Origin of the sequence: Mycobacterium sp., assembly GCF_004298145.1 — a bacterium.
Lineage (GTDB): Bacteria > Actinomycetota > Actinomycetes > Mycobacteriales > Mycobacteriaceae > Mycobacterium.
The window spans coordinates 119546-134346 of the sequence record NZ_SCRH01000030.1; the positions used below are offsets into that span (position 1 = coordinate 119546).

The window sequence follows — 14801 nt, forward strand, 5'->3', positions numbered from 1 at the left end:
GTTTTATCAAATATCAACCTGGCGCAAGCGGTGCGCGAGTGAAGGGAAGTGTTGAGTTTGACCGCGCAATTGGCAAACCATCTGACACGCGCGAACGAGCAGCCGTACCTGGCCCGGCGGCAAAACTGGGTGAACCAACTCGAACGGCACGCGCTGATGCAACCGAAGGCGGCGGCGCTGAGGTTCCTGGGCAAGACTCTGACCTGGGGTGATCTGCGCGGCCGGGTGGCGGCGCTGGCCGACGCGCTGAGCCGCCGGGGTGTCGGTTTCGGCGACCGGGTCATGATCCTGATGCTCAACCGCACGGAGTTCGTCGAGTCGGTGCTGGCCATCAACATGCTCGGCGCCATCGCCGTGCCACTGAACTTCCGGCTCACCGCGGCCGAAATCGCCTTCCTGGTGCAGGACTGCGAAGCGCGCGTCGTCGTCACGGAATCGGTGCTCGCTCCCGTGGCCACCGGGGTACGCGACATCGAGTCGCTGCTCGGCACGATCGTGGTGGCCGGTGGCTCGACCGACGACGGCGTGCTGGGTTACGAAGACCTCATCAACGAGACCGGGGAGCCGCACCAACCCGTCGACATCCCGAACGACTCGCCGGCGTTGATCATGTACACCTCGGGCACCACCGGCCGGCCGAAGGGCGCCGTGCTCACCCACACCAATCTGACCGGCCAGACGATGACCGGGCTCTACACCAACGGCGCCGACATCAACAGCGATGTCGGGTTCGTCGGTGTGCCGTTCTTCCACATCGCCGGTGTCGGCAACATGCTCACCGGGGTGTTGCTCGGCATCCCCACGGTCATCTACCCGCTCGGCGCGTTCGAGCCCGGGCAACTGCTCGACGTGCTTGCCGCCGAAAAGGTCACCGGGATCTTCCTGGTTCCCGCGCAGTGGCAGGCGGTCTGCGCCGAACAGAAAGCACACCCGCGCGACCTGAAATTGCGGGTGATGTCGTGGGGGGCCGCGCCGGCGCCCGACGCTTTGCTACGCGAGATGTCGGCGACGTTCCCCGGCACCCAGATACTGGCCGCGTTCGGCCAGACGGAGATGTCCCCGGTCACGTGCATGTTGCTGGGCGAAGACGCCATCCGCAAACGTGGCTCGGTCGGCAAGGTGATCCCCACGGTAGCCGCCCGCGTGGTCGACGAAAACATGAACGACGTGCCCATCGGTGAGATCGGTGAAATCGTCTATCGCGCACCAACTTTGATGAGCGGCTACTGGAACAATCCGGAGGCCACGGCGGAGGCGTTCGCCGGCGGCTGGTTCCACTCCGGCGACCTGGTCCGCATGGATGAGGACGGCTACGTGTGGGTGGTCGACCGCAAGAAGGACATGATCATCTCCGGCGGTGAGAACATCTACTGCGCCGAGGTGGAGAACGTCCTGGCCAGCCACCCCAGCATCGTCGAAGTCGCCGTCATCGGCCGGGTCCACGACAAGTGGGGTGAGGTGCCGATCGCGGTCGCCGCTGTCGCGGGCGACAATTTAGGGCTCGACGAGCTGGACGAGTTTTTGACCGAGCGGCTGGCGCGCTACAAGCACCCCAAGGCGCTCGAGATCGTCGATGCGCTGCCGCGCAACCCGGCCGGCAAGGTGCTCAAGACTGAACTGCGGATCCGCTACGGAGTCGCGAAAATCGACTAAATCCATTCTAGGGCAACAGATTTTACGGCCAGAGAGGAAATTTGATGGGAGCTGTAACGTTTGCCGGTTGTTGGCGAAGGGTTAATTGTGCAGATGCGGTTCACACGTGCTTGGCCATCGGGTACATTCCTGTGGTCTCCGTTACTACTTGCCAGTAGGGAGCCGATGGTCACAGACATCAAGTCGGGGCGAGGTGGAGGCGTGCTACACGATCCACCGCGGTGCCAGGGGGCGCGCGGTGACGGCCAGAGGGGGCAGCGGTGACTTCAACGTCGACGAGTCGACGGGGTCCCTACCTGGTCGGCTACCTGCGCGATCAATTGGAGACCCCGCTGACGCTTGTCGGCGGCTTCTTCCGGATGTGCGTGCTGACCGGAAAAGCCCTGTTCCGTTGGCCGTTCCAGTGGCGCGAATTCGTCCAGCAGTGCTGGTTCATCATGAGGGTGGCGTTTTTGCCGACCATCATGGTCTCGATCCCGCTGACCGTGTTGCTGATCTTCACCCTCAACGTCCTGCTTGCACAGTTCGGGGCCGCTGACCTGTCCGGCGCCGGCGCGGCGATCGGCGCCGTCACCCAGCTCGGCCCGCTGACCACGGTGCTGGTGGTCGCCGGTGCCGGCTCGACGGCGATCTGCGCCGACCTGGGCGCGCGCACCATCCGCGAAGAGATCGACGCGATGGAGGTGCTCGGCATCGACCCGATCCACCGCCTGGTGGTGCCCCGGGTGATCGCCGCGACCCTGGTCGCCACCCTGCTCAACGGTCTGGTGATCACCGTCGGTCTGGTCGGCGGCTACTTGTTCGGCGTCTATTTGCAGAACGTGTCGGGTGGCGCATACCTGGCCACCCTGACCACCATCACCGGCCTGCCCGAGGTTGTCATCGCGACGGTCAAGGCCGCGATCTTCGGTCTGATCGCCGGCCTGGTCGGGTGCTTCCGCGGGCTGACCGTGCGCGGCGGCTCCAAGGGGCTCGGGACCGCCGTCAACGAGACCGTCGTGCTGTGCGTCGTCGCGCTCTACGCGGTCAACGTGGTGCTGACCACGATCGGCGTGCGATTCGGGACGGGGCACTGACATGTCAACTACCGCCGTCTTTCGCTCCCGCTTCCCGCGGGCCGCAGAGAATCTCAACCGCTACGGCCTTGCCGCGGCGCGGGGGCTCGACGACTTCGGTCAGATGGCGTGGTTCGGTGGCGTGGCCCTGGCGCACATTCCGCACGCGCTGCGCAACTACCGCAAAGAAACCCTGCGGCTGATCGCCCAGATCGGTATGGGCACCGGCGCCATGGCCGTCATCGGCGGCACCGTCGCCATCGTCGGCTTCGTGACGTTGTCCGGTAGCTCCCTGGTCGCCATCCAGGGGTTCGCGTCACTGGGAAACATCGGCGTCGAGGCGTTCACCGGATTCTTCGCCGCGCTGATCAACGTGCGCATCGCCGCGCCCGTCGTCACCGGTATCGCGATGGCCGCCACCGTCGGCGCCGGCGCCACCGCCGAGCTGGGCGCCATGCGCATCAGCGAAGAGATCGACGCCCTGGAAGTGATGGGCATCAAGTCGATTTCGTTTTTGGCGACCACCCGGATCATGGCCGGGCTGGTGGTGATCATCCCGCTCTACGCGCTCGCGATGATCATGTCGTTCCTGTCGCCGCAGATCACCACGACGGTGCTCTACGGACAATCCAACGGCACCTACGAGCACTACTTCCGGACATTCCTGCGCCCCGACGACGTGTTCTGGTCGTTCTTGGAAGCCATCATCATCACCGCGGTCGTCATGATCACCCACTGCTTCTACGGCTACAACGCCGGCGGCGGGCCGGTCGGTGTGGGTGAGGCCGTCGGTCGATCGATGCGTTTCTCCCTGGTGTCGGTTCAGGTTGTCGTGTTGGCCGGCGCGTTGGCGCTCTACGGCGTCAACCCCAACTTCGCACTCACGGTGTAACCGCCATGTCAGCACCGATCCAGACCAACGCCCCGCGGACCCCCCCGTACAAGTGGGTCGGGTTGGCGGGCCTGCTGATCGCCGCGGTGGCCCTCGGACTGGTCTACGGCCAGTTCCGGGGAGACTTCACCCCCAAGACCGAGTTGACGATGCTGGCGTCGCGGGCCGGGCTGGTGATGGACCCGGGGTCGAAGGTGACCTATAACGGGGTGGAGATCGGCCGGGTGGGCAAGATCGCGGAGACGGTGCGTGATGGGAAGCCGGCGGCCAAGTTCACGCTGGAGGTGTATCCGCGCTACTTGAAGCTGATTCCGTCGAATGTGAATGCCGATATCAAGGCGACGACGGTGTTCGGTGGTAAGTATGTGTCGCTGACGACGCCGGCTCATCCGTCGCCGCAGAAGATTTCGCCGCATACGGTGCTGGATGCGCGGTCGGTGACCACTGAGATCAATACGTTGTTTCAGACGATCACCTCGATCGCGGAGAAGGTTGATCCGGTCAAGTTGAATTTGACGCTGAGTGCGGCGGCGCAGTCGTTGGCGGGGCTGGGGGACAAGCTCGGGCAGTCGGTGGTGAACGCGAATGCGGTTTTGGATGAGGTGAATCCGCGGATGCCGCAGGCGCGTAAGGATATTCAGCGGTTGGCGGCGCTGGGGGATACATATGCGAATGCGTCGCCGGATTTGTTCGATTTTTTGAACAATGCGGTGATCACCTCGCGCACCATCAATGCGCAGCAAAAGGATTTGGATCAGGCGTTGTTGTCGGCGGCCGGGTTCGGTAACACGGGGGCGGAGGTGTTCAACAAGGGCGGGCCGTATCTGGCGCGCGGGGCGGCCGACCTGGTGCCGACGGCCCAGTTGCTGGACACCTACAGCCCCGAACTGTTCTGCACGCTGCGCAACTATCACGACATCGAACCCAAGGCCGCCGCGTTCCTCGGCGGCAACGGCTACTCGCTCATCACCAACACCGCGGTGCTGTCCGGGTTGGGGCTGATAGCCAACCCCCTGGGACTAGTCGCCGCCGCCGGGCTCACCCTGGGACTCGGCGCCACGGCCGGTCTGGTCGGTGGGGCGCCCAACCCCTACATCTGGCCGGAGAACCTGCCGCGGCTGAACGCTCGCGGCGGGCCGGGAGGTGCGCCGGGCTGCTGGCAGCCGATCACCCGCGGTCTGTGGCCCGCACCCGAATTGGTGATGGACACCGGTAACAGCCTCGCGCCGTACAACCACCTGGAAACCGGTTCGCCCTATGCGATCGAGTACGTGTGGGGCCGTCAGGTAGGGGATAACACGATCAACCCATGAAAATCACCGGAACCCTTATCAGACTCGGCATCTTCTCGGTGGTGCTGCTGATCTTCACCGTGATGATCGTCGTGGTGTTCGGTCAGATGCGTTTCGACCGCACCAACGGATATTCCGCGGAGTTCAGCAACATCAGCGGCTTGCGTGCCGGCCAGTTCGTCCGCGCCTCCGGCGTCGAGGTCGGCAAGGTCAGTTCGGTGAAGCTGGTCGACGGTGGCAAGCGCGCGCGGGTGGAATTCGCCGTCGACCGCTCGATCCCCCTGTACGCGTCGACAAGCGCCCAGATCCGCTACCTGGACCTGATCGGTAACCGCTACCTGGAGCTCAAACGCGGTCAGGGCGAAGGCGCGGACAAGGTGTTGCCGCCCGGTGGTTTCATCCCCCTGTCGCGAACGCAGCCGGCACTGGATCTCGACGCTCTGATCGGTGGGTTCAAACCGCTGTTCCGGGCGTTGGACCCGCAGAAGGTCAACACCATCGCGACCGCGCTGGTCACGGTGTTCCAGGGGCAGGGCGGCACGATCAACGACATCCTCGACCAGACCGCGCAGCTGACCAGCCAGCTCGGTGAGCGCGACCAGGCGATCGGCGACGTCATCAAGAACCTGAACATCGTGCTGGACACCACGGTTCGCCACCGGCAGCAATTCGACCAGACGGTCGACAAGCTCGAGGTGCTGATCACCGGGCTCAAGGACCACGGCGACCAGCTGGCGGGGGGGACCGCGCACATCAGCAACGCCGCCGGCACGGTGGCCGATCTGCTGTCCGAGGACCGCGCGCTGCTGCACAAGACGATCAACTACCTCGACGCGGTGCAGCAGCCGGTCATCGACCAGCAGGACCAACTGCAGGACTACCTCAAGAAGGTGCCAACCGCGCTGAACATGATCGGGCGCGCCGTCGGTGTCTACGGGGACTTCGTGAACTTCTACGCCTGCGACATCATCCTCAAGATCAACGGTCTGCAGGCCGGCGGTCCGGTCCGCACGGTTCGGCTGTTCCAGCAGCCGACGGGTAGGTGCACGCCGCAATGAGAACACTGGAACCCCCCAACCGGGTCCGCATCGGGCTGATGGGCATCGTCGTGACGGCGCTCGTGATCGGCGTCGGCCAAAGCTTCACCAGCGTCCCGATGCTGTTCGCCATGCCGAGCTACTACGGCCAGTTCACCGACTCCGGCGGCATCAACACCGGCGACAAAGTGCGCATCGCCGGCCTGGACGTCGGCAAGGTGGAGGGCCTCACGATCGACGGCGATCACATCCGGTTGAAGTTCTCCGTCGGCACCAACACCATCGGCACCGAAAGCCGGCTGGCGATCAAGACCGACACCATCCTGGGTAAGAAGATCCTCGACGTCGAGGCCCGCGGTAACAAGGAGCTGCGGCCCGGGGCGACGTTGCCGATCGGCCAAAGCACCACGCCGTATCAGATTTACGACGCCTTCTTCGACGTCACCAAGGCCGCCCAGGGCTGGGACATCGACACCGTCAAGCAGTCGCTGCACGTGCTCTCGGAGACGATCGACCAGACCTACCCGCACCTGAGCGCGGCGCTTGACGGGGTGGCCAAGTTCTCCGACACCATCGGCAAGCGGGACGACCAGGTCAAGCACCTCCTTGCCCAGGCCAATCAGGTGGCCGGCGTCCTGGGTGATCGCAGCGACCAGATCGACAGGGCGTTGGTGAACGCCAAGACGCTGCTGGCCGCGTTCAACGAACGCGGTCAGGCCATCAACGCGTTGCTGGCGAACGTGGCCGCCTTCTCCGAACAGGTGAAGGGACTGATCAACGACAACCCCAACCTCAACCACGTGCTCGAACAGCTGCGCACGATCAGCGACATCCTGGTCGAGCGCAAGGACGACGTCGCCAGCGGGCTCATCGAGGTCGGCAAGTTCCTTCCGTCGTTGAACGAGGCCATCGGGTCGGGACCCTTCTTCAAGGTGATCCTCGGGAACCTGGCCCTCTATCAGATTTCCCAGCCGTGGGTCGACGCGGCGTTCAAGAAGCGCGGCATCGACCCGGAGAACTTCTGGCGTGGTGCCGGGCTGCCCGAATACCGGTTCCCCGATCCCAACGGCACCCGGTTCCCCAACGGCGCGCCGCCGCCGGCACCACCGGTGCTGGAGGGCACGCCCGATCACCCGGGACCGGCGGTCCCGCCGGGCTCGCCGTGCTCGTACACGCCGGCGAACCCCGGCGGCAACGTCACCGTTGGCGACGAGGGTCTGCCGCGGCCGTGGAATCCGCTGCCTTGTGCGGGCGCTGCTGGGGGCCCGTTCGGTGGGCCGGGCTTCCCGGCACCGATCGACGTGATGACGTCGCCGCCGAACCCCGCCGGCCTGCCGCCGACGCCGGGCATCAATATCGCGGGCCGGCCGGGTGACCCGCCGCCGGACGTGCCGGGAACGCCGGTGCCGTTGCCGACGCAGGCACCCCCTGGTGCACGCACCGAGAACCTGGCGCCGGCCGGGCCGGTGCCGCCGCCGTCGACGTTCGCGCCGGGCTTCCCGCCGGGACCGGCCGCGCCACCCGGGCCGGGCAACCAGTTGCCGGCACCGTTCATCAACCCCGGCGGAGCGGGAGGCACCGGTGTCACGGGAGGTAGCCAGAATTGAGCACCATCTTTGACATCCGCAACGTGCGGCTCCCGAAGCTGTCCCGGGCGTCGGTGATCATCGGGTCCCTGGTGATCGTGCTGGCCCTCGTCGTCGGTTATATCGGTTGGCGGCTCTACGAAAAGCTGACGAACAACAGCGTGGTGGCCTACTTCCCGGCAACGAATGCGCTCTACAAGGGCGACAAGGTCCAGATCATGGGCCTGCGGGTGGGTGCGATCGACAAGATCGAGCCGACCGGCGACAAGATGAAGGTCACCTTCCACTACGAGAACAAGTACCGGGTGCCGGCCAACGCGTCGGCGGTGATCCTCAACCCCACCCTGGTCGCGTCGCGCGCCATTCAGCTGGAGCCGCCGTATAAGGGTGGGCCGGTACTGGCCGACAACGCCGTGATCCCCGAAGAGCGCACCCAGGTGCCGGTCGAGTGGGACCAGCTGCGCAACAGCATCACCAACATCATCTCGAAGCTGGGTCCCACACCCGAGCAGCCGAAGGGCCCGTTCGGTGAGGTCATCGAGTCGTTCGCCGACGGGCTGGCCGGCAAGGGCAAACAGATCAACGCGACCTTCAGCAACCTGTCGAAGGCGTTGACCGCGCTGAACGAGGGTCGCGGCGACTTCTTTGCGGTGGTGCGCAGCCTGGCGCTGTTCGTCAACGCGCTGCACCAAGACGACCAGCAGTTCGTCGCGCTCAACCAGAACCTGGCTGACTTCACCACCCGGCTCGCCCACGACGACACCGCCCTCGCCCGCGCGGTGCAGCAGTTCGACGGCCTGCTCACGACCGTGCGGCCGTGGCTGGACCAGAACCGCGGAGTGCTGACCCACGACATCAACAACCTGGCGACCGCGACGAACACGCTGCTGCAACCGGATCCGCTGAACGGGCTGGAGACCGCGCTGCATGTCACTCCGACGGCCGCGTCGAACATCAACCAGATTTATCACCCGGCCCAGGGGGCCGTCGTCGGCCTGCCGGCGATCCAGAACTTCGCCAACCCGATGCAGTTCATCTGTAGTGCGATTCAGGCCGGCAGCCGGTTGGGTTATCAGGAGTCGGCCGAACTGTGCGCCCAGTACCTGGCGCCGGTCCTCGACGCGATCAAGTTCAACTATCCGCCGTTCGGCATCAACCCGTTCAGCACCGCGGCGACGCTGCCCAAGCACGTGGCCTATTCCGAGCCGCGGTTGCAGCCGCCCAACGGATACAAGGACACCACCGTCCCGGGCATCTGGGTGCCGGACACCCCGACGTCGCACCGCAACACCCAGCCGGGCTGGATCGTCGCCCCGGGCATGCAGGGCCAGCAGGTCGGGCCCATCACCGCGGGCCTGATGACCCCGGAGTCGCTGGAAGAGCTCATGGGTGGGCCGAACATCGAGCCCGTGCAGTCGAACCTGCAGACCCCGCCGGGGCCGCCGAACGCCTATGACGAAAACCCGATCGTGCCGCCCATCGGGCTCAACGCCCCGGTGCCGATCCAGCCGCCACCGCCGGGGCCGGGCGTGATACCGGGTCCGGTCGCGCCGACACCGGCGCCGGTGTCGGCGCCCGCGCCGACCGCGGGTGGCCCGGCGTCGCCCGCTGACTTCGGAGGTGGCCAGTGAGGCGCGTGACGAGCGCGGTGCGCGCGAGGAGCAAGCCGAACCGAGGGCCAGTGAGGCGCGTGACGAGCGCGGTGCGCGCGAGGAGCAAGCCGAACCGAGGGCCAGTGAGGCGCGGGACGAGGCCGATCCTTCACCGGTCCTGGCAGGGGCTGGTGCTGCTGGTGACCGCGATGGTGCTGAGCTCGTGTGGCTGGAAGGGCATCTCGAACGTCTCGATTCCGGGCGGCCCCGGCAGCGGCTCGGGCTCGATGACCGTCTATGTGCAGGTGCCCGACACCCTGGCGATCAACGGCAACTCCAAGGTGATGGTGGCCGACGTGTTCGTCGGCTCGATCAAGGCCATCCAGCTGAAGAACTGGGTGGCCACCCTGACGCTGGGCTTGGACAAGCACACCAAGCTGCCCAAGAACGCCACCGCCAAGATCGGCCAGACCTCACTGCTGGGTTCTCAGCACGTCCAGCTCGCCGCACCGCCGAATCCGTCGCCCGAGCTGCTGAAGGACGGCGACACGATTCCGCTGAAGAATTCGTCGTCGTATCCCACCACCGAGCAGACGCTGGCCAGCCTGTCGCTGATCCTGCGTGGCGGCGGCATCCCGAACCTGGAGGTGCTGCAGAACGAGGTCTACAACATCTTCAACGGGCGCGGAGACCAGATCCGGTCCTTGCTGGGCAAGCTGGACACCTTCACCACCCAGCTCAACGCGCAGCGCGATGACATCACCCACGCCATCGACTCCACCAACCGCTTGCTGACCTACGTGGGTGGCCGGGCCGACGTCCTGGACCGGGTGCTCACCGACGTCCCGCCGCTGATCAAGCATTTCGCCGACACCAAAAACCTGCTGATCAACGCCGTCGATTCGGTGGGACGGCTCAGCCAGGCCACCGACCAGTACCTGTCGGAGGCGCGCGGCCCGTTGCACCAGGATCTGCAGGCGTTGCAATGCCCGCTCAAGGAGCTCGGCCGTGGCGCGCCGTATCTGATCGGCGCGCTGAAATTGATCCTCACTCAGCCGTTCGACATCGACACCGTTCCCAAGCTGTTCCGCGGTGACTTCATCAATGTGACGCTGACGCTGGACGTGACTTACAGCGCCGTCGACAACGCGTTCCTGACCGGGACCGGATTGTCGGGAGCACTGCGGGCGCTCGAGCAGTCGTTCGGGCGTGACCCGGAGACGATGATCCCCGACGTCCGCTACACGCCGAACCCGAATGACGCCCCGGGTGGACCGCTGGTGGAAAGGGCGGACAGAAGCCAATGCTGACTTCCTTCATCCGACGCCAGCTGATCGCGTTCGGGATCCTGACCGTCATCTCGCTGCTCGTGCTCGGTATCTACTACCTGCAGATCCCGAGCCTGATGGGCATCGGTCAGTACACGTTGAAGGCCGAACTGCCCGCCTCGGGCGGGCTGTACCCCACGGCGAATGTCACCTATCGCGGCATCACCATCGGCAAAGTCACCGATGTCGAGCCGACCGAGCACGGCGTCGAGGCCACCATGAGTATCGACAGCCACTACAAGATCCCGATCGACGCGACGGCCGACGTGCACTCGGTCTCGGCGGTCGGTGAGCAGTACCTGGATCTGACATCGACCGGAAACCCCGGAAAATACCTGTCATCCGGGCAGACCATCACCAAGGGCACGGTGCCCGCCGAGATCGGGCCGGCCCTGGACACGGCGAACCGCGGCCTGTCGGCACTGCCCAAGGAGAAGATCGGCACGCTGCTGGACGAGACGGCGCAATCCGTCGGCGGGTTGGGTCCCGCCCTGCAACGCCTGGTCGATTCCACCCAGGCGATCGTCGGTGACTTCAAAACCCAGATCACCGACGTCAACGACATCATCGAGAATTCCGGCCCGGTGTTGGACAGCCAGGTCAAATCGGGCGACAACATCGAGCGCTGGGCGCGCAACCTGAACACGTTGGCCGCCCAGTCCGCGCAGGAGGACCAGCATCTGAAAAGCGTGCTGCGCCAAGCGGCGCCGACGGCCGATCAGATCAACGACGTCTTCGGCGACGTCCGGGATTCGCTGCCGCAGACGCTGGCCAATTTCGAGGTCGTCTTCGACATGCTCAAGCGCTACCACACCGGCCTCGAGCAGGTCCTGGTGTTCCTTCCGCAGGGCGCGTCGATCGCCCAGACGGTGGCTGCGCCCTACCCGAACATGGCCGCGCTCGACCTGGCGCTGTCGATCAACCAGCCGCCGCCGTGTTTGACCGGCTTCACGCCGGCCGCGGAGTGGCGGTCCCCGGCGGACACCAGCCTCCAGCCGCTGCCGACGGGCACCTACTGCAAGATCCCGATGGAAACCCCGGCCAACGTGGTGCGTGGATCGCGCAACATCCCCTGCGTCGATGTCCCGGGCAAACGGGCGGCCACGCCGCGGGAGTGCCGCGACCCCAAGCCGTACGTTCCGGCGGGAACCAACCCGTGGTACGGCGACCCCAACCAGATCCTGACCTGCCCCGCGCCGGGAGCGCGATGCGATCAGTCGGTGCGCCCCGGCATGGTGATCCCCGCGCCGTCGATCAACAACGGGGTGAACCCCGCCCCGTCGGACCGGGTCGCGGGGACACCGCCGCCGGTCAGCGATCCGTTGTCGCGGCCGGGGTCGGGTAGCGTGCAGTGCAACGGCCAGCAGCCGAACCCGTGTGTCTACACCCCCGGCGGGCCTCCCACGGCGGTCTACAGTCCCCAAAGCGGTGAACTGGTAGGGCCAGACGGAGTTAAATACTCCGTCGAGAACTCGACCAGAACAGGAGACGACGGATGGAAGGAGATGCTGGCGCCAGCCGGCTGAACCCCATCGCCACGGACGACGATTCGTTGAGCACCCAAGAGAAGGACGAGGATTCGACGGCACCCGAGAACGGAGCCGAGCAAACCGGTCCGCAGGGTGCTTCCGAGGATCCGGTGGAATCCGGCGAGCCCGGCGCGGCCACCCCACGCGGTCCGTCGCGGGTGGGGCGCGGGTGGCTGGCCGCCATCGCGGCGGTGTTGGTGCTATGCGCCGGCGCCATCGGGGCGGGGGGCTACCTCGCGCTGCGCTACCACGACCAAAGCCAGGCGATCGCCCGCAACGATGCCACGGCGCTGCAGGCGGCGCTGGATTGCGTTTCGGCGACCCAAGCGCCCGACACCAACGCGATGACCGCGAGTGAGCAGAAGATCATCGACTGCGGCACAGACGCTTTCCGCGCGCAGGCCCTGGTGTACACCGGCATGCTGATCCAGGCGTATCAGGCCGCGAACATCCACGTTCAGGTGGCGGATGTGCGGGCGGCGGTCGAGCGCAACAATCCCGACGGTTCGATCGATATCCTTGTCGCGCTTCGCGTCAAGGTGGCCAGCGATCAGACGCAGAACGAAGCCGGCTACCGCCTGCGGGTGAAAATGGCTCTCGCGGAGGGTCAGTACAAGATCTCCAAACTCGACCAGGTGACGAAGTGACGGTGGTGGTCGAGCAGACTGCACCCACGGATGTCCAGGAGTCACGGCGGGATGCTCTGGCGCCCTGGCATTGCCGTGTCGGTGCCTTCGTTATCGACGTGGTGGCGGGGGCCGCGGTGGTGACGACGCTGGCGTTGGTGTCGTTCAGCGTGCCGGTGCGTGGCGTGTGGTGGTGGACATGTATCTGCGTGATCGGGGCCGTTGTCCTGCTGGTGTTGGTCAATCGGCTGTTGTTGCCGACGATCACCGGGTGGAGCCTGGGCCGCGCCCTGGTCGGCATCGCGGTGACGCGGCGCGGCGGTGACGTTCCGGGACCGTGGACGCTGCTGCTGCGTGATGTCGCCCATCTACTCGATACCGCATCGGTGGTGGGATGGCTATGGCCACTATGGGATTCGCGCCGCCGCACGTTCGCCGACATCGCCGCGCGCACCGAGGCGCGGTGCCTGCAACCGGACACGGCGCGGCCTGAGGTCCGGCGCTGGGCCGCGGCCGCGGTGCTGGGCGCGACGGTGCTGTGCCTGGGTGGTGCCGCGATGAGTTACTGGGCGGTGTACGCCCCGCAGCGGGCGAGCGATCAGACTCGCGCCCAGATCGCCACGCAGGGACCGAAAATCGTGGCCCAGATGCTGACGTACGACCCCAAGTCGCTGCACGACGACTTCACCCGGGCCCTGTCCTTGGCGACCGACAAATACCGGGCCCAGCTCGCGGCCCAGCAGGACCTCGTGCAGAAGGGCAACCCGGTCATCAACGAGTACTGGGTCATCAACAGTTCGATCGAGTCGGCGGCGCCGAGCCGGGCGACCATGCTGATGTTCATGCAGGGCCGGCGCGGCGCGGCACCCGAGGTGCGCTACATCAGCGCAACCGTGCGGGTGAGCTTCGCCAAGGACGGCGGGAACGCTTGGCGCGTCGATGATCTCGCCGTGCTGTCCAAGCCGAAACCGCCCGGGAACGGCAAATGAGCCCGCGCCGCAAATTCGCGCCCGGTGAGCGGCCATTGCTCGTCGAGCGGCCCGTCGCGCCGCGGCGAGGATGGATGATGCCGTTGGCCAGCACGGTCGCGGCGGTGCTGATGGTGGCGGCGATCACCGTGTGCGCGCTGGTGTGGGTCTCCCACGAATCCCGGGCGCGGGCAGCGTCGAGAGACCGCGAGGTGCTGGGCTACGTGACCGGTTTCATGACGCAGTTCACCTCCATCGACCCCTATCACGCCAACGACTACGTGAACCGCATATTGGCCCAGGCGACCGGCGAGTTCGCCAAGCAGTACGAGAAGAACGCCAACCAGATCCTGCTCCAGATCGCCCGGGCCGAACCGGCCACGGGCAGCGTCCTCGGCGCCGGCCTGGAGCGATGGAACGACGATGGCAGCGCCAATGTCATGGTGGCCACGGCCATCACCACGAAGTCACCGGATGACAAACAGGTATTGGAAAACGCCAATCGCTGGACGGCAACCGCGACGCAGGAAGGGAACAAGTGGAAGATCAGCAACCTGCAGCAGGTGATCTGACCGCCGCGCAGACCCCAGCGGCCCCCGAGGACGAGGCGACCGCCGCGGCATCCCACGACGTCGATCCCGAGGCCACCGAGGACGCCGAAGAACAGGCGACGGACACGCCGCCGGCCGCCCCTGCACGGAAAAGACGGTTGGCGGGTAAGGCGTGGGCCATCGTCGCCATGGTCACCGCCGTGCTCTTCGTCGGCTCCGCCGGATTCGCCGGCGCGATGGTACAGCCGTATCTGGCCGACCGGGCCGTCACCGAAACGAAGCTCAACGTCGCACGGACCGCGGCCAACGCGATCACCACCCTGTGGACCTACACCCCGGAAAACATGGACAGCCTGGCCGACCGCGCATCCGCCTATCTCAGCGGCGATTTCGCGGCGCAGTACCGCAAATTCGTCGACGCCATCGTGGCGCCGAACAAGCAGGCCAAGATCACCAACAGCACCCAGGTCACCGGGGCGGCGGTGGAATCGCTCGGCGACTCCGACGCCGTGGTCATCGTCTACACCAACACGACGTCCACCAGTCCGTTGACCAAGAACGTGCCGGCGTTGAAGTACCTGTCCTACCGGCTGTTCATGAAGCGGTCAAAGAGTAGCTGGCTGGTGACCAGAATGACCACGATCACGTCGCTGGATCTGACGCCGAAGGCTTAGCGTTCGGCGGTGATAGCG

General features: G+C 66.0%; 13 protein-coding genes. All 13 read left to right on the forward strand.

Features of this window, described 5'->3' with window-relative positions:
- Positions 1-57: 57 nt before the first annotated feature.
- The 13 genes from fadD5 (at position 58) to EPN51_RS11095 (ending at position 14783) form a co-directional block, all read left to right on the forward strand.
- On the forward strand, positions 58-1653 hold the full coding sequence (gene fadD5 / locus EPN51_RS11035) for a fatty-acid--CoA ligase FadD5 (RefSeq protein ID WP_293042300.1): 1596 nt from the start codon (positions 58-60) through the stop codon (positions 1651-1653).
- Positions 1654-1913: 260 nt separating this feature from the next.
- Entirely contained in the window at positions 1914-2729 is an 816-nt protein-coding gene (locus EPN51_RS11040; RefSeq protein ID WP_293041969.1) for an ABC transporter permease, read from the forward strand.
- A gap of 1 nt (position 2730) precedes the next feature.
- A complete protein-coding gene (locus tag EPN51_RS11045) occupies positions 2731-3600 on the forward strand; it encodes an ABC transporter permease (protein WP_293041972.1) in 870 nt (289 codons plus the stop codon).
- A gap of 5 nt (positions 3601-3605) precedes the next feature.
- A complete protein-coding gene (locus EPN51_RS11050; RefSeq protein WP_293041975.1) occupies positions 3606-4913 on the forward strand; it encodes an MCE family protein in 1308 nt (435 codons plus the stop codon).
- Positions 4910-5950 carry a virulence factor Mce family protein gene (locus EPN51_RS11055; protein ID WP_293041978.1) on the forward strand — a complete coding sequence of 347 codons (1041 nt, stop codon included), beginning with the start codon at positions 4910-4912 and terminating at the stop codon, positions 5948-5950. Before EPN51_RS11050 ends, EPN51_RS11055 begins: the two co-directional genes overlap by 4 nt.
- The gene (locus tag EPN51_RS11060) at positions 5947-7536 is read left to right on the forward strand and encodes an MCE family protein (RefSeq protein WP_293041980.1); all 1590 of its coding nucleotides are present in this window, start codon (positions 5947-5949) and stop codon (positions 7534-7536) included. The genes EPN51_RS11055 and EPN51_RS11060 overlap by 4 nt, the downstream gene beginning before the upstream one ends.
- Positions 7533-9146, forward strand: coding sequence for a virulence factor Mce family protein (locus tag EPN51_RS11065; RefSeq protein ID WP_293041983.1), 1614 nt, complete (start codon positions 7533-7535; stop codon positions 9144-9146). Before EPN51_RS11060 ends, EPN51_RS11065 begins: the two co-directional genes overlap by 4 nt.
- Before the next feature lie 104 nt (positions 9147-9250).
- Positions 9251-10417 (forward strand): virulence factor Mce family protein, encoded by a 1167-nt coding sequence (locus EPN51_RS11070; RefSeq protein ID WP_293041986.1) that lies wholly within the window; start codon positions 9251-9253, stop codon positions 10415-10417.
- Positions 10411-11961 carry an MCE family protein gene (locus EPN51_RS11075; RefSeq protein WP_293041989.1) on the forward strand — a complete coding sequence of 517 codons (1551 nt, stop codon included), beginning with the start codon at positions 10411-10413 and terminating at the stop codon, positions 11959-11961. Before EPN51_RS11070 ends, EPN51_RS11075 begins: the two co-directional genes overlap by 7 nt.
- Positions 11931-12611: an Mce protein gene (locus EPN51_RS11080; RefSeq protein ID WP_293041992.1), complete on the forward strand. Its 681-nt coding sequence runs from the start codon at positions 11931-11933 to the stop codon at positions 12609-12611. Before EPN51_RS11075 ends, EPN51_RS11080 begins: the two co-directional genes overlap by 31 nt.
- Entirely contained in the window at positions 12608-13579 is a 972-nt protein-coding gene (locus tag EPN51_RS11085) for an RDD family protein (RefSeq protein ID WP_293041995.1), read from the forward strand. The genes EPN51_RS11080 and EPN51_RS11085 overlap by 4 nt, the downstream gene beginning before the upstream one ends.
- Positions 13576-14130: a mammalian cell entry protein gene (locus tag EPN51_RS11090; protein ID WP_293041998.1), complete on the forward strand. Its 555-nt coding sequence runs from the start codon at positions 13576-13578 to the stop codon at positions 14128-14130. Before EPN51_RS11085 ends, EPN51_RS11090 begins: the two co-directional genes overlap by 4 nt.
- Positions 14097-14783 carry a mammalian cell entry protein gene (locus tag EPN51_RS11095; protein WP_293042000.1) on the forward strand — a complete coding sequence of 229 codons (687 nt, stop codon included), beginning with the start codon at positions 14097-14099 and terminating at the stop codon, positions 14781-14783. Before EPN51_RS11090 ends, EPN51_RS11095 begins: the two co-directional genes overlap by 34 nt.
- Positions 14784-14801 lie beyond the last annotated feature (18 nt).